General features: G+C 72.8%; 15 protein-coding genes and 1 riboswitch. Of the genes, 11 read left to right on the top strand and 4 right to left on the bottom strand.

Going from position 1 to position 18054, the window contains the following annotated elements; all coding sequences use genetic code 11:
* Positions 1–14 precede the first annotated feature (14 nt).
* From ACIRYZ_RS33215 to ACIRYZ_RS33255, 9 genes are all read left to right on the top strand, one after another.
* Complete coding sequence (locus ACIRYZ_RS33215) at positions 15–1406, top strand: cytochrome P450 (protein ID WP_402951591.1); 1392 nt, start codon at positions 15–17, stop codon at positions 1404–1406.
* A complete protein-coding gene (locus tag ACIRYZ_RS33220; RefSeq protein ID WP_402951593.1) occupies positions 1403–2413 on the top strand; it encodes an NAD-dependent epimerase/dehydratase family protein in 1011 nt (336 codons plus the stop codon). Before ACIRYZ_RS33215 ends, ACIRYZ_RS33220 begins: the two co-directional genes overlap by 4 nt.
* On the top strand, positions 2410–3258 hold the full coding sequence (locus ACIRYZ_RS33225) for a hypothetical protein (RefSeq protein ID WP_402951594.1): 849 nt from the start codon (positions 2410–2412) through the stop codon (positions 3256–3258). The genes ACIRYZ_RS33220 and ACIRYZ_RS33225 overlap by 4 nt, the downstream gene beginning before the upstream one ends.
* Positions 3255–5126: an amino acid adenylation domain-containing protein gene (locus ACIRYZ_RS33230; RefSeq protein ID WP_402951597.1), complete on the top strand. Its 1872-nt coding sequence runs from the start codon at positions 3255–3257 to the stop codon at positions 5124–5126. The genes ACIRYZ_RS33225 and ACIRYZ_RS33230 overlap by 4 nt, the downstream gene beginning before the upstream one ends.
* Before the next feature lie 187 nt (positions 5127–5313).
* A complete protein-coding gene (locus ACIRYZ_RS33235; RefSeq protein WP_402951600.1) occupies positions 5314–6597 on the top strand; it encodes a homoserine dehydrogenase in 1284 nt (427 codons plus the stop codon).
* Between the two features lie 59 nt (positions 6598–6656).
* On the top strand, positions 6657–7133 hold the full coding sequence (locus ACIRYZ_RS33240) for a hypothetical protein (protein ID WP_393029521.1): 477 nt from the start codon (positions 6657–6659) through the stop codon (positions 7131–7133).
* Positions 7134–7142: 9 nt separating this feature from the next.
* Positions 7143–9071 carry a 2-oxoacid:acceptor oxidoreductase subunit alpha gene (locus tag ACIRYZ_RS33245; protein WP_402951603.1) on the top strand — a complete coding sequence of 643 codons (1929 nt, stop codon included), beginning with the start codon at positions 7143–7145 and terminating at the stop codon, positions 9069–9071.
* Positions 9061–10032: a 2-oxoacid:ferredoxin oxidoreductase subunit beta gene (locus tag ACIRYZ_RS33250; protein ID WP_402951605.1), complete on the top strand. Its 972-nt coding sequence runs from the start codon at positions 9061–9063 to the stop codon at positions 10030–10032. The genes ACIRYZ_RS33245 and ACIRYZ_RS33250 overlap by 11 nt, the downstream gene beginning before the upstream one ends.
* Complete coding sequence (locus tag ACIRYZ_RS33255; protein ID WP_402951608.1) at positions 10029–10820, top strand: thioesterase II family protein; 792 nt, start codon at positions 10029–10031, stop codon at positions 10818–10820. The genes ACIRYZ_RS33250 and ACIRYZ_RS33255 overlap by 4 nt, the downstream gene beginning before the upstream one ends.
* A gap of 58 nt (positions 10821–10878) precedes the next feature.
* Here ACIRYZ_RS33255 and ACIRYZ_RS33260 read toward each other — a convergent pair whose 3' ends face one another.
* From ACIRYZ_RS33260 to gcvT, 4 genes are all read right to left on the bottom strand, one after another.
* Positions 10879–12246 carry an L-serine ammonia-lyase gene (locus ACIRYZ_RS33260; protein ID WP_402951611.1) on the bottom strand — a complete coding sequence of 456 codons (1368 nt, stop codon included), beginning with the start codon at positions 12244–12246 and terminating at the stop codon, positions 10879–10881.
* Between the two features lie 177 nt (positions 12247–12423).
* On the bottom strand, positions 12424–13704 hold the full coding sequence (gene glyA, locus ACIRYZ_RS33265; protein ID WP_402951614.1) for a serine hydroxymethyltransferase: 1281 nt from the start codon (positions 13702–13704) through the stop codon (positions 12424–12426).
* A gap of 80 nt (positions 13705–13784) precedes the next feature.
* A complete protein-coding gene (gene gcvH / locus ACIRYZ_RS33270; protein ID WP_387623784.1) occupies positions 13785–14165 on the bottom strand; it encodes a glycine cleavage system protein GcvH in 381 nt (126 codons plus the stop codon).
* Between the two features lie 121 nt (positions 14166–14286).
* Positions 14287–15408, bottom strand: a complete 1122-nt coding sequence (gene gcvT / locus ACIRYZ_RS33275) for a glycine cleavage system aminomethyltransferase GcvT (protein WP_402951617.1) — start codon at positions 15406–15408, stop codon at positions 14287–14289.
* 229 nt (positions 15409–15637) lie between these two features.
* A riboswitch (glycine riboswitch) is annotated at positions 15638–15742 on the bottom strand.
* 195 nt (positions 15743–15937) lie between these two features.
* Between gcvT and ACIRYZ_RS33280 the strand changes: the two genes are divergently transcribed.
* Both ACIRYZ_RS33280 and ACIRYZ_RS33285 read left to right on the top strand, forming a co-directional pair.
* Positions 15938–16744: an enhanced serine sensitivity protein SseB C-terminal domain-containing protein gene (locus ACIRYZ_RS33280; RefSeq protein ID WP_402951620.1), complete on the top strand. Its 807-nt coding sequence runs from the start codon at positions 15938–15940 to the stop codon at positions 16742–16744.
* A 202-nt stretch (positions 16745–16946) separates the two neighbouring features.
* Positions 16947–17813: an enhanced serine sensitivity protein SseB C-terminal domain-containing protein gene (locus tag ACIRYZ_RS33285; protein ID WP_402951713.1), complete on the top strand. Its 867-nt coding sequence runs from the start codon at positions 16947–16949 to the stop codon at positions 17811–17813.
* Positions 17814–18054 lie beyond the last annotated feature (241 nt).

Consider the following 18054-nt stretch of genomic DNA (forward strand, 5'->3'; position numbering starts at 1 on the left):
GCAGGAGTCGGACCATGACAGACACCATCGACCAGACCCTCGACCAGGGCGGCGCGGCCGTAGCCGGCGGCCCCTCCGAGATCCTCCCCCCGGAGTTCTTCACCGACCCGCTGGCCGACCGCAACGCCACCTACGCGCAGCTGCGCGAGCAGTGCCCGGTCCGCGGCATCAACCACCCGCCGGGCGCCGAGGCGTACATCGTCGCCGACTACGACCTGGCGCTGAAGGCCTTCGGCGACGGCCGCATCTCCAAGTCGCTGGACAACGCCCCCAAGTGGTTCCGCGACCAGCTGCTGGACGCCAGCCCGGTGCAGTCCCGCAACCTGCTGATCGCCGACGCCCCGGACCACTCCCGGCTGCGCAAGCTGGTCAGCAAGTCCTTCGTACCGCGCCGGATGGAGACGCTGCGCCCGCGCATCCAGGAGATCGCGGACGACCTGATCGACGCCTTCCCGGAGTCGGGCGAGGTCGACCTGATGGAGTTCGCCCGGGTGCTTCCGGTGATGGTCATCTTCGAGTACCTCCGCGTCCCGATCGAGGACCGGGCGATGCTCTACAGCTGGGCGCCGATCCTCGGCGGAGCCCCGTACCACACCGAGGAGGAGAACCGCCGGCTCAAGGAGGTCAGTGCCAGGTACGAGCAGTACCTCCTGGACCTGCTGGAGTCCCGCCGCGCCGACCTCGGCGAGGACCTGGTCAGCCAGCTGCTGCGCGCGGCCGACGAGGACGTGTTCACCACCGACGAGATCGCCTCGACCATGTCGCTGGTCATCATCGCCGGCCAGCGGACCACCACCAACCTGATCGGCAACGGCCTGTCGGCCCTGCTCAGCCACCCCGACCAGCTGGAACTGCTGCGCGAGAACCCGGAGTTGGTCGTCTCCGCGGTGGAGGAGTTCCTGCGCTACGAGGCGCCCAGCTACCGCGGCACGCTCCGGGTCGCCGCCCAGGACATGGAGATCGCCGGGGTGGAGATCGGCAAGGAGGCCTTCGTCCACCTGCTGATCGCCGCCGCCAACCGCGACCCGAAGGTCTTCGAGGACCCGGACGCGCTGGACATCACCCGCAAGAACAACCGCCACCTCACCTTCGGCCACGGCCCGCACTTCTGCCCGGGCGCGCCGCTCTCCCGGCTGGAGGGCCACCTGGTCTTCCCGACCCTGCTGCGCCGCCTGGAGGGCATCGAACTCGCCGTCCCGGAAGGCGAGTTGGACTGGGTGTACGACAACTCGGTGAGCCGCGGCCTGGCCTCGCTGCCGATCCGCTACCGCCGCCGCCTGCCGCGCACCGACGTCACGCGGACCGCGCCCGCCGAGGCCGTCGAGATCGTCGAGGCCCCCGACGCCACCGAGGCCGCCGCCGGGGCCCCGGCCGGCGTCTGCCCGATCACGGGGATGACGGCATGAGGCTCCTGGTACTGGGCGGGACGGTCTTCCTCTCGCACGCCGTGGCCGCCGAGGCCCTGCTCCGCGGCCACGAGGTGGTCTGCGCCGCCCGCGGCACCTCCGGCCGGGTACCCGACGGGGCGCGGCTGGTGAAGGTCGACCGCAACGAGCCGGACGGCGTCCGGGCGCTGGCCGGTGAGCAGTTCGACGCGGTGGTGGACGTGGCGACCATGTCGCACCGCTGGGTGCTGGAGGCCCTGCGCGCGGTCGGCGCCGACGCCGGCCACTGGACCTTCGTCTCCTCGATCAACGTCTACGCCGACGCGGTGACCGCCGGCCAGAACGAGAGCGCGCGGCTGCACGAGCCGATCGCCGAGGAGGCCCCGCCCGAGGAGCGCATCCAGCACCCGTACCTGTACGGGGCGATCAAGGCCGCCAGTGAGCAGGCCGTACTGGAGCAGCTGGGCGAGCGGGCGTTCGTCGTCCGCTCCGGGCTGATCGTCGGCCCCGGGGACGTCTCCGACCGGTTCGGCTACTGGCCCGCGCGGATCTCCCGCGGCGGACGGGTGGCCGTACCCGACGCCGCCGACCAGATCACCCAGTGGCTGGACGTCCGCGACCTGGCCTCCTGGATCGTCGACGCGGGCGAGCAGCGCCTCGGCGGCGTCTTCAACGGCGTCGGCACCGCCCACCGCCTCGGCGACTTCTTCGACCGGGTGGCGGCCACGGTCGGCGCCCCGGACACCGAGCTCGTCCCGGTGCCCCTCCCGGTGCTGGAGGCCGAGGGGGTCGAGTACTGGCGCGGCCCCAAGTCGATGCCGATGTGGATGCCGGACGAGGACGCCGGGTTCTGCGCCCACGACAACACCAAGGCGCTCGCCGCGGGCCTGCGCCCCCGGCCCGCCGAGGAGACCCTGCGCGACGTGCTCGCCGACGAGCTCCGGCTCGGCCCGGACCGGGACCGCAAGGCCGGCCTGACCGACGCCGAGGAGACCGAGCTGCTGAAGGCCCTGGAGGTACGGTCGTGACCGCGCAGCCCGCGTGGCGCCGGATCGGCGACGGCGAGGGCGGCCGCACCGTCCTCGCCGTCGACTACGACGCCACCGGTCGGCCCGAGGCCACCTTCGACGAGCTGGCCGCCCACCCGGCCCTGGCCGGTCTGACGCTCTGGCACGCCGTCCAGCCGGAGACCGGCCCCGGTGCCACCGCCTGCGCCGAGGACTACCTGCGGGCGTGGCAGCGGCCGCCGGTGGACGGTCCGGTCGAGGCGGTGCTCGGCTACTGCGTCGGCGGCGTCTTCACCGGCGAACTGGCCGACCGCCTCGCCGAGCGGCAGGGCTTCCGCCCGCAGGTGCTGCTGTTCGACCCCGAGCCGGTCGACGACGGCAGCGTGCTGCGCGACTTCCTGAAGACGCTCGACACCATGACCATCCTGTCCGAGCCCGAGCGCGCCGAGTACCGGGCGAAGGCCGAGGCGGCCCGCGCGGCCGGGGGCGCCGACTTCGGCGCCGCCGCCGCGGGCATCACGGCGGTCTACGAGGCCGCGGCCGGCGAGGCCTTCGAGCGGCTCGGACTGGACGAGGAGGAGAGCGAGGACCTGCTCGACCTCTTCCGCTCCTACGTCCGCTACCTGACGGCGGCTCGGGAGATGCCCGAACCCGGCTGGGCCGCCGCCACCGCGCTGACCTCGGCCGGCTCCAGCCCCGGCGCCCCGCACGCCCGCGAGGAACTGGGCTTCGACACCACCACCGCGGCCCTGCTGGAGGACGACCGGGTGGCCGAGGCGGTGGCCCGCCTGCTGGCCGTACCCGCCGCCTCCGCCACCACGACCCCGGACGCCACCCTCCCCGCCCTCGCAGGAGACCGCGCATGACCGACATCCTCGACCCCGTAGCCGTGGCGGACGGCACCGAGCTGCTGTCCGCCGCCGACCGGAGCCTGATCGAGGGCTGGAACGCCACCGGGCGGCCCGTCCCGACCGAGACCCTGCCCGAGCTCGTCCAGGCGAGCGCGGCCGTCCACCCCGACCGCCCCGCCGTACGGCACCACGACACCCGGCTCAGCTACGCCGAGCTCAACGAGCGGGCCAACCGGCTCGCCCGGCTGCTGATCCGGGGTGGCGCGCGCCGCGGCGACATCGTCGCCATGGTGCTGCCCCGGTCCGTGGACTACATCGTCGGCGCCCTGGCCGTCGTCAAGACCGGCGCGGCCTACCTGCCCGTCGACACCGGCTACCCCGTCGACCGGATCACCCAGGTGCTCTCCGACGCCCGGCCGACCCAGGTCCTGACCGTCACCGGGCTCGTGGACTCCGTCCACAGCGAGGCCCGCCTGGTGGTGCTGGACGAGGAGACGACGCGGCGCGACCTGGCGCAGGCCGACCCGGCCGACCCGGCCGACGCCGACCGCCTGGCACCGCTGACCCCGGACAACCCCGCCTACGTGCTCTACACCTCGGGCTCGACCGGGCGCCCCAAGGGCGTCGTGGTCGCGCACAAGGCGATCACCAACCGGCTGCACCACATGCAGTCCGAGATCCCGCTCGGCGCCGGCGACCGGCTGCTGCAGAAGACCCCGGCCGGCTTCGACGTCACCGTGCGCGAGGTGTTCTGGCCGCTCATCGCCGGGGCCGAGATCGTGGTCGCCGACCCGGACGGGCACCGCGACCCGGCGTACCTGGTCGAGACGATCACCGCCGAGTCCATCACCATCTGCCACTTCGTCCCCTCGGGGCTGAAGGTCTTCCTCCAGGAGCCGGAGGCGGCCGGCTGCACCAGCCTGCGGAACGTGGTCTGCGGCGGCGAGGCCCTGCCGGCCGAGCTGCAGGCCTGGTTCGCCTCCGTGCTGGAAGCCCGGCTGCTCAACGTCTACGGGCCGACCGAGGCCGCCGTCGACGTCACCTCGATGTTCTGCCCGCGCAACCCGGCGCCCGGGCCGGTGCTGATCGGCCGTCCGGTCTGGAACACCCGGCTGTACGTCCTGGACGACCAGCGCCGCCAGGTACCCCCCGGTGTGCTCGGTGAGCTGTACCTGGCCGGCGTCCAGCTGGCCGAGGGCTACCTCGGCCGCCCCGACCTGACCGCCGAGCGCTTCGTCGAGGACCCCTTCGTCCCCGGCGAGCGGATGTACTGCACCGGCGACCTGGCCCGCTGGCGGGCCGACGGGATGATGGAGTTCTTCGGCCGGATCGACCACCAGGTGAAGATCCGCGGCTTCCGGGTCGAGCTCGACGAGATCGAGTCGGCCGTGCTGCGCGAGCCCGAGGTGGGCCAGGCCGCCGTGATCGTGCGCGAGGACGTACCGGGCGACCAGCGGCTGGTGGCCTACCTGGTACCGGCCGCCGGGGTGGTACCGGATCCGGAGCGGCTGCGCGAGCGGCTGGCCCGCGAACTGCCCGACTACATGGTGCCGACCGCCTTCGTCCAGCTCGACAAGCTGCCGCTGACGCCCAACGAGAAGCTGGACCGGGCCGCCCTGCCGCGGCCCGGGACCGCCGCCGTGCGGACCGGCCGGGAGCCGCGGGGCGAGGCCGAGCAGCTGCTCGTCGGGCTGTTCGCCCGCTTCCTGAACCTCCCCGAGGCCGGCATCGGCGTCGCCGACGACTTCTTCGAACTCGGCGGCAACTCCCTGCTGGCCGCCCAGGTGATCGGCGAGATCCGCAAGTCCACCGGTGTCCGGCTGCGCCTCAACCAGGCCTTCCGGACACCGACGGTCGAGGCGCTGGCAGCACTGCTCGCCTGACCAGGCGGGGCACGGGCCGGGCGGGCGCGATCCGCTCCGCCCGGCCCGGGCCCCGCCCCCACCGACCGAGAACCACGGCACTGGCAACGACCGCGCCGGCGGCTGCGGCAAAACGGCTGCGACAAAACGGCTGCGGCAACAACGGCTGCGACAACAACAGCTTCCACAGCAGAACGGGGTCGGAAAGATGCGCACACTCAAAGTAGCTCTCCTCGGATGCGGCGTCGTGGGCACCGAGGTGGCGCGGCATCTCGCGCTCCACCAGGACGACCTGACGGCCCGGATCGGGGCGCCGGTGGAACTGGTGGGCATCGCCGTCCGGCGGGCCGACCGGCTCCGGCCGGGGGTGCCCGAGGAACTGGTCGGCACCGACGCCGCGGCCCTGGTGGCCCGGGGCGACATCGACGTCGTGGTCGAGGCGATCGGCGGCATCGAGCCCGCCGGCGAGCTGATCCGCAGCGCGATCGCGCACGGCGCCTCGGTGGTCAGCGCCAACAAGGCGCTGATCGCGGCCCAGGGCGGCGAACTGCACCGGGCCGCCCGGGAGGCCGGGACGGACCTCTTCTACGAGGCCGCGGTCGGCGGGGCGATCCCGCTGCTGCGGCCGCTGCGGGAGTCCCTGGCGGGCGACCGGGTGACCCGGGTGCTCGGGATCGTCAACGGCACCACCAACTTCATCCTGGACAAGATGGACTCCACCGGCGAGGAGTACGAGGTCGCCCTCAAGGAGGCCACCGCGCTCGGCTACGCGGAGGCCGACCCGACGGCCGACGTGGAGGGCCACGACGCCGCGGCGAAGGCCGCGATCCTGGCCGGTCTGGCCTTCAACACCCGGGTCACCGCCGACCAGGTCTTCGTCCAGGGCATCACCGGCGTGACCGCCGCGGACATGGCCAGCGCCCGGGCCATGGGCAGCGTGGTCAAGCTGCTGGCCATCTGCGAGCGCGGCGCGGACGGCGAGTCCGTCACCGTCCGGGTCCACCCGGCGATGATCCCGCTCGACCACCCGCTGGCCTCGGTCCGCGGCGCCTACAACGCCGTCTTCGTGGAGGCGGACGCGGCCGGCCGGCTGATGTTCTACGGGCCCGGCGCCGGCGGCGCGCCGACCGCCAGCTCCGTCCTCGGCGACCTGGTCACCGCCTGCCGCAACCGGCTCGCCGGGACGACCGGGCCGGGCGAGACGGTCTACCGGCAACTGGACGTACGGCCGATGAGCGAGGTGGTCACCAGCTGCCACCTCGACCTGGACGTCGAGGACGAGCCCGGCGTGCTCGCCGCGGTGGCGACGGTCTTCGCCGAGCACGGGGTCTCCGTCGACACCCTCCGCCAGCACCACGGACCGGCCGGCACCTCCCTCGTCGTGGTGACGCACCGGGCCACCGACGCCGCTCTGGCCGCGACCGTCGAGGCGGTCGCGGGGCTGAGCCGGGTCCGGGCGGTCAACAGCATGATGCGCGTCGAGAGCCGCTGAGCCGGCCCGGGGCGTCCTTCCGCACCGATCAGAAAGCCCTTGGAGAACAGGTGGTAGCGATGGAGCGAACGTCGGCGACCGAGACCCGGCACGCCGTAGTCGATTCGGGAGCCCTGTACCAACTCGCGTCCGGTCACTCACCGGCCGCGGTGGAGCTCCGCAAGCAGGTCCGCAACGGCGATCTGCGCCTGACCGTCCCGATGGCCGCGTTCTCGGTGAGCTCCAGCATGCGCACCTGCTGGGACACCGAGTGCCGGCTCGACCACCCGGACGACGGGGTCGACGCGCTGCGCGACCTCCTCGACCGGCCCGGCATCCGGATCCACCAGCCGACCGCCGACTTCGCGCTCACCGCGGGCGGCCTGTACGCCGACTGCGTGGACCGCCGGGTCGTCGGCTCCGAGGTCCTGGCGGCCTGCCACTCGGCCCTGCTCGCCGAGCAGGAGAGCGTCCCGCTGATCTCGACCGCCAGCGCGCGCTACTGCTACGTCCCGCTGTCCGGTATGGACGCCGCCACCCAACTCGTCTTCGTCTGAAGGACTGCCATGATCGTCGAGAGTCCCGCGCGGCCCGAACCGGCCGCCAAGCCCGTCAGGTCCCTGGACCGGGTCGTGATCCGTTTCGCGGGCGACTCCGGTGACGGCATGCAGCTCACCGGTGACCGGTTCACCTCGGAGACGGCCACCTTCGGCAACGACCTCTCCACGCTGCCGAACTTCCCGGCCGAGATCCGCGCCCCCGCCGGCACCCTGCCGGGCGTCTCGTCCTTCCAACTGCACTTCGCCGACCACGACATCCTCACCCCGGGCGACGCCCCGGACGTCCTGGTGGCGATGAACCCGGCGGCCCTGAAGGCGAACCTGGCGGACCTGCCGCGCGGCGCGGAGATCATCGTCAACACCGACGAGTTCACCAAGCGCGCGCTGGCCAAGGTCGGTTGGACGGCGGACCCGCTGGACGACGGGACGCTCACCGGCTACCGGGTGCACCCGGTAGCGCTCACCACCCTGACGGTGGAGGCGCTCAAGGACAGCCCGCTGTCGCGCAAGGACGCCGAGCGGGCGAAGAACATGTTCGCGCTCGGGCTGCTGTCCTGGATGTACCACCGTCCGACCGAGGGCACCGAGCGGTTCCTGCGCGGCAAGTTCGCCAAGAAGCCGGCGATCGCCGAGGCCAACATCGCCGCGTTCAAGGCGGGCTGGAACTACGGCGAGACCACCGAGTCCTTCGCGGTCTCGTACCAGGTCGCCCCGGCAGCGAAGGCGTTCCGGCAGGGCCGCTACCGCAACATCTCCGGCAACCTGGCGCTCTCCCTGGGCCTGGTCGCCGCCGCCCGCTGCTCCGAACTCCCGCTGTTCCTCGGCTCGTACCCGATCACCCCGGCCTCGGACATCCTGCACGAGCTGTCCAAGCACAAGAACTTCGGGGTGCGCACCTTCCAGGCCGAGGACGAGATCGCCGGCATCGGCGCGGCGCTCGGCGCGGCCTTCGGCGGGGCACTCGGCGTGACCACCACCTCCGGGCCCGGTGTCGCGCTGAAGTCCGAGACCATCGGGCTGGCCGTCTCGGTCGAACTGCCGCTGCTGATCGTGGACATCCAGCGCGGCGGCCCGTCCACCGGCCTGCCGACCAAGACCGAGCAGGCCGACCTGCTGCAGGCCATGTTCGGCCGCAACGGCGAGGCCCCGGTGCCGATCGTCGCCCCGGCCACGCCGGGGGAGTGCTTCTCGATGGCGGTGGAGGCGGCCCGGATCGCGCTGGCCTACCGCACCCCGGTGTTCCTGCTCTCGGACGGCTACCTGGCCAACGGCTCCGAGCCCTGGCGGGTCCCCGAGCTCGACGAACTGCCCGACCTGCGCGTCGAGTTCGCCACCGAGCCGAACCGCGAGGACGGCAGCTTCTGGCCCTACCTGCGCGACCCCGAGACGCTCGCCCGCCCCTGGGCGGTGCCGGGCACCCCGGGCCTGGAACACCGGGTCGGCGGCATCGAGAAGCAGGACGGCACCGGCAACATCTCCTACGACCCGGCCAACCACGACTTCATGGTCCGCACCCGCCAGGCCAAGATCGACGGCATCACCGTCCCCGACCTCGCGGTGGACGACCCGGACGGCGACGCCGGACTGCTCGTCCTCGGCTGGGGCTCGACCTACGGGCCGATCGCCGCGGGCGTACGCCAGGTGCGTGCCGCCGGCGGCAAGGTCGCCCAGGCCCACCTGCGCCACCTCAACCCGTTCCCGGCCAACCTGGGCGAGGTGCTCCGGCGCTACGACCGCGTCCTGGTGCCGGAGATGAACCTCGGCCAGCTGGCCATGCTGCTGCGCGCCAGGTACCTCGTCGACGCCCGCCCGTTCACCCAGGTCTCCGGCATGCCCTTCAAGGCCGACCAACTGGCCGCCGTCATCGAGTCCGCGCTGTCCGCGCTGTCCGAGCTGTCCGCGCTGTCCGAGATGGAGGCCGTCGATGGCCACTGAGCTGAAGCTGATCGAGAAGACGCCGACCGCCAAGGACTTCAAGTCCGACCAGGAGGTGCGCTGGTGCCCCGGCTGCGGGGACTACGCGATCCTCGCCGCGGTCCAGGGCTTCCTGCCGGAGCTGGGCGTCAAGCGCGAGAACATCGTCTTCGTCTCCGGCATCGGATGCTCCTCCCGCTTCCCGTACTACCTCAACACCTACGGGATGCACTCCATCCACGGCCGCGCCCCGGCGATCGCCACCGGGCTCGCCGCGGCCCGGCCCGACCTGTCGGTCTGGGTGATCACCGGTGACGGCGACGCGCTGTCGATCGGCGGCAACCACCTGATCCACGCCCTGCGCCGGAACGTCAACCTGAAGATCCTGCTCTTCAACAACCGGATCTACGGCCTCACCAAGGGCCAGTACTCGCCCACCAGCGAGGCCGGGAAGATCACCAAGTCCACCCCGATGGGCTCGCTGGACGAGCCGTTCCGCCCGCTCTCGCTCGCCCTGGGTGCGGAGGCGAGCTTCGTGGCCCGCACCATCGACTCGGACCGCCAGCACCTCCAGTCGGTCCTGGGCGCCGCCGCCCGGCACCAGGGCACCGCGCTGGTCGAGATCTACCAGAACTGCAACATCTTCAACGACGGCGCCTTCGACGTCCTCAAGGACCCGGCCACCCGCGACACCGCGCTGCTGCGGCTGGAACACGGCGAGCCGTACCGGCTCACCCCGGACGGCGAGGAGATCGTCCACAACGTCGCCGACCCGGACCCCACCCGGGCCTTCGCGCTCTCCCGGCTCTCCGAGCCCACCCCGATCGGCGTGCTGCGCGACGTCGAGCGGCCGGTCTACGACCGCCGGCTCAACGAGCAGCTGGACGAGGCCGTCCGGCGCCACGGCGAGGGCGACCTGACGGCCCTGCTCGGTGGCGAGGACTCCTGGACGGTGCCGCGGCCCGCCGGAGAGCCCGAGTGACCTCCGTAGGGGCCGTGGCCGGCGGCCGCTGGATCCGGAGCTCCGGTGCGGCGGGGGCCCGGGGCACCCGGCTGGTCGCCCTGCCGCACGCCGGGGGGTCGGCGTCGGCGTTCCGCTTCCTGTCGAACGCGCTCGCCCCGGAGTTCCCGGTGCTGGCGGTCCAGTACCCCGGCCGCCAGGACCGCTTCCACGAGCCGCTGGTCACCGATGTCCACGAGCTGGCCGACCACGTGGTGGAGGCCCTGGAGCCGTACCTGGAGGAGCCGCTCGCCCTGTTCGGCCACAGCATGGGCGCCAGCATCGCCTTCGAGACGGTCCGCCGCCTGGAGCGTCGGGGGGTCGGGCCGAGCGCGCTGATCGTCTCCAGCCGGACCGCCCCGGGCATCGGCCTGGGCCTGCCGCACACCGTGCACGAGCTCGGCGACGCCGAGCTGCTGGCGGAGCTGGCGGCGTTCGGCGCCGTCGACCCGAGGATCACGCAGGACGAGGAGCTGTTGCGGCACACCCTCGACGTGATCCGCGGCGACTACCGGGCCGTGGAGGGCTACCGGCCGGTGCCGGGCACCCGGGTCCACTGCCCGGTCAGCGTACTGGTGGGGGACCGGGACCCGCGGGTGTCCCCCGCGCAGGCCGCGGCGTGGCAGGACTGGTCCGCCCGGGGCGTCGACCTGCGGGTGTTCGAGGGCGGCCACTTCTTCCTGGAGGACCACGCGGAAGCCGTCGCCGCGCTGGTCCGCACGGCGCTGGGCCGGGCACCCGGTCCGGTGCCGGTGGCGACGGCCGGCTGAACGCGAAGGCCCCCGGGCGGAGGGGAATCCGCCCGGGGGCCCGCTCGGACCGCCGTGATCAGCACTCGATGACGTTGACGGCGAGGCCGCCGCGTGAGGTCTCCTTGTACTTGATCTTCATGTCGGCGCCGGTCTCCTTCATCGTCTTGATCGCCTTGTCCAGCGAGACGTGGTGCCGCCCGTCGCCGCGCAGCGCCATCCGGGCCGCGGTGACGGCCTTGACCGAGGCCATGCCGTTGCGCTCGATGCAGGGGATCTGGACCAGGCCGCCGACCGGGTCGCAGGTGAGGCCGAGGTTGTGCTCGATGCCGATCTCGGCGGCGTTCTCGACCTGCTCGGGGGTGCCGCCGAGGACCTCGGCGAGGCCGCCCGCGGCCATCGAGCAGGCGGAGCCGACCTCGCCCTGGCAGCCGACCTCGGCGCCGGAGATGGAGGCGTTCTCCTTGAAGAGCATGCCGATGGCGCCGGCCGCGAGCAGGAAGCGGACGATGCCGTCCTCGTCCGCGCCGGGGATGAAGTTCAGGTAGTAGTGCAGGACGGCCGGGATGATCCCCGCCGCGCCGTTGGTCGGCGCGGTGACGACCCGGCGGCCGGAGGCGTTCTCCTCGTTGACGGCCATCGCGTAGAGGGTCACCCACTCCATCGCGTTGGCCGGGCCGATCCCCTCGGCGCGCAGCGCCCGGGCCGCGGCGGCCGCCCGGCGGCGGACCTTCAGCCCACCCGGCAGGATGCCCTCGCGGCTCATGCCGGCCCGCACGCACTCCTGCATCACGGACCAGATCTCCAGCAGCCCGGTGCGGATCTCCTCCTCGCTGCGCCAGGCCTTCTCGTTCTCCAGCATCAGGCCGGAGATCGACAGCCCGGTCTCCCGGGTGAGCCGCAGCAGCTCCTCGCCGGTGCGGAAGGGGTAGCGCAGCGCGGTGTCGTCGGGCTTGACCCGGTCCGCGCCGATCGCGTCCTCGTCGACGACGAAGCCGCCGCCGACCGAGTAGTAGGTCTTCTCCAGCAGCGTGGAGCCGTCCGCCGCGAACGCCCACAGGGTCATGCCGTTGGCGTGGTACGGCAGCGAGCGGCGCCGGTGCAGGATCAGCTGGCTGTCGGGGTCGAAGTCGATGGCGTGCTCGCCGAGCAGGTTGATCCGCTTCTCGGCGGTGATCCGCTCGACGTCCTTGTCGGCCTGGTCGACGTCGACGGTGCGGGGCGAGTGGTTCTCCAGGCCCAGCAGGACGGCCTTCGGGGTGCCGTGGCCGTGGCCGGTGGCGCCCAGCGAGCCGTACAGCTCGGCCCGGACGGACGTCACCTGGGTCAGCAGGCCTTCGGACCGCAGGCGGCGGGCGAACATCCGGGCGGCGCGCATCGGGCCGACGGTGTGGGAGCTCGACGGGCCGATGCCGATGGAGAAGAGGTCGAAGACACTGATGGCCACGGGGACGTCCTTGTCTGGTCTCGTGGAAGGACTTGCGGTCGGGGCGGGCACGGAACGGGGCACCCCGCACACTGTCCAGTGTGCGGGGTGCCCCGGAGTCCCCGGTACGTTCCAGGGGTGAGGCCGATCACCCTACCGGCTGGTAACTTGCCGGCGGGTCAGCTACTGACCGGTCACTTACTCCTGGTTGCCCAGGTTCGGGTAGAGCGGGTACTTCTCGGCCAGCGCGGTGACGCGGGCCTTGAGCGCGGCGGCGACGGTCTCGTCGAAGGCAGGCTTGAGCGCCTCGGCGATGATGTCGGCGACCTCGCGGAAGTCCTCGGCCTGGAAGCCGCGGGTGGCCAGGGCCGGGGTGCCGATGCGCAGGCCCGAGGTGACCATCGGCGGGCGCGGGTCGTTCGGGATGGCGTTGCGGTTGACCGTGATGCCGACCTCGTGCAGCCGGTCCTCGGCCTGCTGGCCGTCGAGCTGGCTGTTGCGCAGGTCGACCAGGACCAGGTGGACGTCGGTGCCGCCGGACAGCACGCTGGCGCCGGCCTCGGCGACGTCGTCCTGCAGCAGGCGCTCGGCGAGGATGCGGGCGCCCTCCAGGGTGCGCTGCTGGCGCTCCTTGAACTCCTCCGAGGCGGCGACCTTGAAGGCGACGGCCTTGCCCGCGATCACGTGCTCCAGCGGACCGCCCTGCTGGCCGGGGAAGACTGCGGAGTTGATCTTCTTGGCGAACTCGGCCTTGGACAGGATGACGCCGCCGCGCGGGCCGCCCAGGGTCTTGTGGGTGGTGGTGGTGACCACGTCCGCGTAGGGCACCGGGTTCGGGTGCAGCCCGGCGGCCACCAGGCCGGCGAAGTGCGCCATGTCCACCATGAGCAGGGCGCCGACCTCGTCGGCGACCCGGCGGAACTCGGCGAAGTCCAGCTGGCGCGGGTAGGCGGACCAGCCGGCGATGATCAGCTTCGGCTGGTGCTCCTTGGCCAGGCGCTCGACCTCGGCCATGTCGACCTGGCCGGTCTTCTCGTCCACGTGGTACGCGACCACGTTGTAGAGCTTCCCGGAGAAGTTGATCTTCATGCCGTGGGTCAGGTGACCGCCGTGGGCCAGGTTCAGGCCCAGGATGGTGTCGCCCGGCTGGATCAGCGCGAACATCGCGGCGGCGTTGGCCTGAGCGCCGGAGTGCGGCTGGACGTTGGCGTGCTCGGCGCCGAACAGCGCCTTGATGCGGTCGATCGCGATCTGCTCGACCACGTCGACGTGCTCGCAGCCGCCGTAGTAGCGACGGCCGGGGTAGCCCTCGGCGTACTTGTTGGTGAGCACCGAGCCCTGGGCCTCCATGACCGCCACCGGGGCGAAGTTCTCGGAGGCGATCATCTCCAGGGTGGTCTGCTGGCGGTGCAGCTCGGCGTCGACCGCGGCGGCGATCTCCGGGTCGAGGGCGTGCAGGGACTGGTTGAGAACCGTCATGGTGTGGTCTTCCCGGAAGGAGGAGAGGGACGGTGGGGGCGGGACGGACCGCCGTGCTGCGGCCCGTCCCGGCGGGTGGCTCAGCCCTTGGCGTGGGTGAGCGCGTCGTACTCGTCGGCGCTGAGCAGCTCGTCGGTGGACTCCACCCGGACCTTGAACAGCCAGCCGCCCTCGAAGGGGGCGCTGTTGACGAGGGCGTTGTCGTCCAGGACGTCCTGGTTGACCTCGACGACCTCGCCGGTCACCGGGGAGTACAGGTCGCTGACCGACTTGGTGGACTCCAGCTCGCCGCAGGTCTCACCGGCGGTCACCTCGTCGCCGACCTCGGGCAGCTGCACGTAGACGATGTCACCGAGCGCGTCCGCGGCGTGCTTGGTGATGCCGACCGTGGAGACACCGTCCTCGGCGGCCGTCAGCCACTCGTGCTCCTTGGTGTACTTCAGGTGCTGGGGGTTGCTCATGGCGTCATTCTCCAGGATGGGAAGCGGGTACGACGAAGCGGGCCGCCGCGCGGACGGCTTCGACGTGCGGGTATGGGAAGAACGGGGGTCGGCCGGGCCCGCGGGGCCCGGCCGGACCGCCTCAGCGGGCGCGCTTGTAGAACGGCAGCGCCACGACCTGGACCGGCTCGTGCTTGCCGCGCACGTCCACCGCGACGGTGCCGCCGGGGGCGGCGTGGGCCGCGTCGACGTAGGCCATCGCGATCGGCTTGCCCAGGGTCGGGGACGGCGCGCCGGAGGTGATCCGGCCGATCGGGGCGCCCTCGGTGGAGACCACGGTGTACTCGGCGCGCGGCACCCGCTTGCCCTCGGAGACCAGGCCGACCAGCACCTTCGGGGGGTTGGTCTCAGCCGCGGCGGCGGCCTGCTCCAGGGCCTTGCGGCCGATGAAGGCGCCCTCGTTGGTGGTCTTGTCGAAGCGGACGACCCGGCCCAGGCCCGCGTCGAACGGGGTGAGATCGGTGGACAGCTCGTGCCCGTACAGCGGCATGCCCGCCTCCAGGCGCAGGGTGTCGCGGCAGGACAGGCCGCACGGGACCAGGTCGTGGCCCTCGCCGGCGGCGGTCAGCGCCTGCCAGATCTGCTCGGCGTCGCCCGGGTGGCAGAAGATCTCGAAGCCGTCCTCGCCGGTGTAGCCGGTGCGGGCCAGCAGCACGTCGCGGTCGGCCACCTGGGCCGGGAGGATCGCGTAGTACTTCAGGCCGGGCAGGTCGGCCTCGGTGGTCTTGGCCAGGATCGCGGTGGACTCCGGGCCCTGGACGGCGATCAGCGCGTAGGTGTCGCGGTCGTCGGTGACGACGGCGTCGAAGCCCTTGGCGCGGGCGATCAGCTCGTCCAGGACCAGCTGGGCGTTGGAGGCGTTGGCGACCACCAGGAAGGCGTCCTCGCGCAGGCGGTAGACGATCAGGTCGTCCAGGATGCCGCCGTCCTCGGCGCAGATCATGGTGTAGCGGGCGCGCAGCACGCCGAGCGCGGAGACGAAGCCGACCAGCGCGTGGTCCAGCATCTCGCCGGCCTGCGGGCCGGTGACGGTGATCTCGCCCATGTGCGAGAGGTCGAACAGGCCGGCCTTGGTGCGGACGGCGAGGTGCTCCTCGCGCTCGCTGCCGTAGCGCAGCGGCATGTCCCAGCCGGCGAAGTCGGTCATGGTCGCGCCGAGGGCGCGGTGCAGCGCGTCGAGCGCGGTCAGGCGGAGGGACGACATGGCCAGGAACTCCTCGGTCGGGGCACTCAGGGGTGCACGCGCCGGAACCGGACCCGCTCGGGGGCCGACCCTGCGCGCGGGCATGCGGCGGCGTGGGTCTCCCCATCTGTCGTCGGACCTGAGAGCTTCACCGCGGCCGTCCGCAGCTGTTTCCAGCATCCAGGACAGCATGGCGGCTTGCACCGTGGGTGGGCGCGCGACAGGGCCGTGCGCCGCTTTCCAGATGTGCCTAACCCGTGCGGTAGGGGGGCCTGAGAGATTCCGGGGAGGACTTGCTCCTTCGGCGCCGGCTGTACCGCCTGAGCGGCACTCCGGGCTCTCCCGCGCGGGTTCGAGCGGCCGGTGTGGAGTTGTAGGGGCCCGCGGCGCATGCCGTCGGACGCGCACATCATGGCACGTCCACGCGGACGAGGGGAGGGGGGACCCGGTCACACGGCCCGAGACCGAACCCGCGCCCTGGCCGGGCCCTAGAATCTGCGCGTCGGCACAGCAGTGGGCGGCCGACCGGCAGAGGGCGGTTCAGGCGCGCATGGGGTACCCGGTGGAGCAGCAGGGGTGGGACGGTCCGCAGGCGGCGCCGCCCGGCGGTGCGTGGCCGGCCAACGAGCTGGAGCAGGTGCTGACCGCCGCGCTCGGCGACCCGGGCGCGACGCCGCGGGTGATCGAGGTGCTGGCCCGCAGTCAGGTGTGGATCCCGCTGCCGGCCGGGGGCGACCCGGGCGGGCAGTCGCTGGACCTGCCGACCATCGAGCTGGCCGGTGCCCCGTACGTGCCGGTGTTCTCCTCGCAGGAGGTGTTCCTGCAGCAGGCGCCGGGGATGGCCTTCGCGGTCGCGCCGGCCTGGGAGTTCGCCCGCGGACTGCCGCTGGGCGTGGGCATCGCGGTCAACCCCGAGGCCGCGGTGGGCATCCCGGTGCCGCCGCAGGGCGTGGCGGAGCTGCGCCGCGGGCCACGTGACGGCCGCCGCTGGGAGCACACTGAGGACGCTGCGCAGGCGCCGACCGGCGGCCGGGTGGCGCTGCGCGAGCCGGTGCCGGGCGAGGACCCGGAGTACTTCCTGGCCGCCTGCCGGACCGAACTGTCGGCCCTGCCCGGGGTGTTGACCGCGCGCCGGGCGCTGGCCAGCGTCGAGGGCGAACCGACCGTGATGTTCGTGGGCGTCCAGTTGGATCCGGCCGCCCCGGCCGACCCGGGCGCGGTGAACGAGGCGCTCGGCCGGGCGCTGGGAACCGCGCCGCTGCCGGGTGGCGTCCACCTCGTACTGCTCGACCTCGCCGAGGACCCGGTGGTCGAGTGGCTGCTCACCCGGGTACTGCCTTTCTACGCGCGGGTGTGAGCGGGGGTTCGGATCAAGGGCACGTCGCCGTGGCGGTGGCCGGTGCCGCGCCATAGGGTGCGTGCAGACGGCCGACGGGCCGGCTGGGTTGAGGAAAGAGGCGCGGCGAGGTGGGCGCATGAGTGCGGGAGCGGGAACGGGCGGTGTGCCGGGGCCCTGGGGCCAGGCTCCGGCCGGGCGCCCGGCGGCGGATCCGGGCGCGATGGAGCACGCCCTGCGCGAGGTCGCGCCGGAGCGCTACGACGCGTACGAGCGGCTGCTGCACGCGCTGGCCGACGGCCAGGTCTGGATGCTGCTCTGGCACGGTACGCCGGGCAGTCCTGACGCGCAGTACGGGAACATGGAGATCAGCGGCCACGGCTACGCGCCGGCCGTGACCTCGCCCGAGCAGCTGACGGCCTCCGGCTGGGCCCGGGCCCACGAGGTCATCTCCGGGCGGGAGATCGCCGCCTCGCTGTACCGCACCCGCTGGGGCCTGTGGCTCAACCCGCACGCCCCCGGCGGCGGGGTCGGCGTGCCCTGGGCGGACCTGCGGCGGATCGCCGCGGGCCTGGACCGGCTGCCGGCCGGTCCGTTGAAGCTGAGCGAGCCGCAGGTGAACGCCCAGCAGTTCTTCGCGCTGCTGGAGCGGCAGGCCGGTGAGGTGCGCGCGGTCCGGGCGCTGCGCCGGGCCTGGGTTCAGCCGGCGGTGGGGGAGCCGTACCTGGCGATCGGCCTGGACCTGTACGAGAGTTCGCCGCCTGCCGTGGAGGCGGTGCGGGCGCTGATGCAGCGGGCGATCGCGGTGGCCCCGGAGGGGCTCGCGGTGTCCACGGTGGCGATGACGGACGAGTACGACCCGGTGGCCCTGTGGATGCGCGCCAACGCGCGGCCGTTCTTCGACCGGGAGGCGGGTCGCCCGCCGGTCGGCCCGTACCCGACGGCGGCGCCGCCGTACCCGGGGCAGTCGATGCCGGGGCAGCCGACACCGGGGCAGCCGACACCGGGATGGGCCTACGGCACCCAGCCGCCCGCGCCGGGCTGGGGGCAGCAGCCCCCGCGGTCGTGGCCCGGATACCCCGGCCGCTGATTTCCGAAACCCGTTTCCAGCTAAAACCTTTACCGCGAAGCCGACTTGATTCCCCATCAGGTCGGCTTCGGTGCTTTCCGGACGAATTACCCCTCCGTCGGAGTCCGCACATCTTGGCATGGCTGTTACAGCCGTGTGAAGAGGGATATGCCGATGACCTGGGAGGTGCATGCGCGCAGATCACAGTTGGGCATCTGTCGCTTGGCAGGGCTGGCGCAAGCCAGTTCGGATGGCAGAGAGT

Source organism: Kitasatospora sp. NPDC101155 (genome assembly GCF_044768305.1).
GTDB lineage: Bacteria > Actinomycetota > Actinomycetes > Streptomycetales > Streptomycetaceae > Kitasatospora.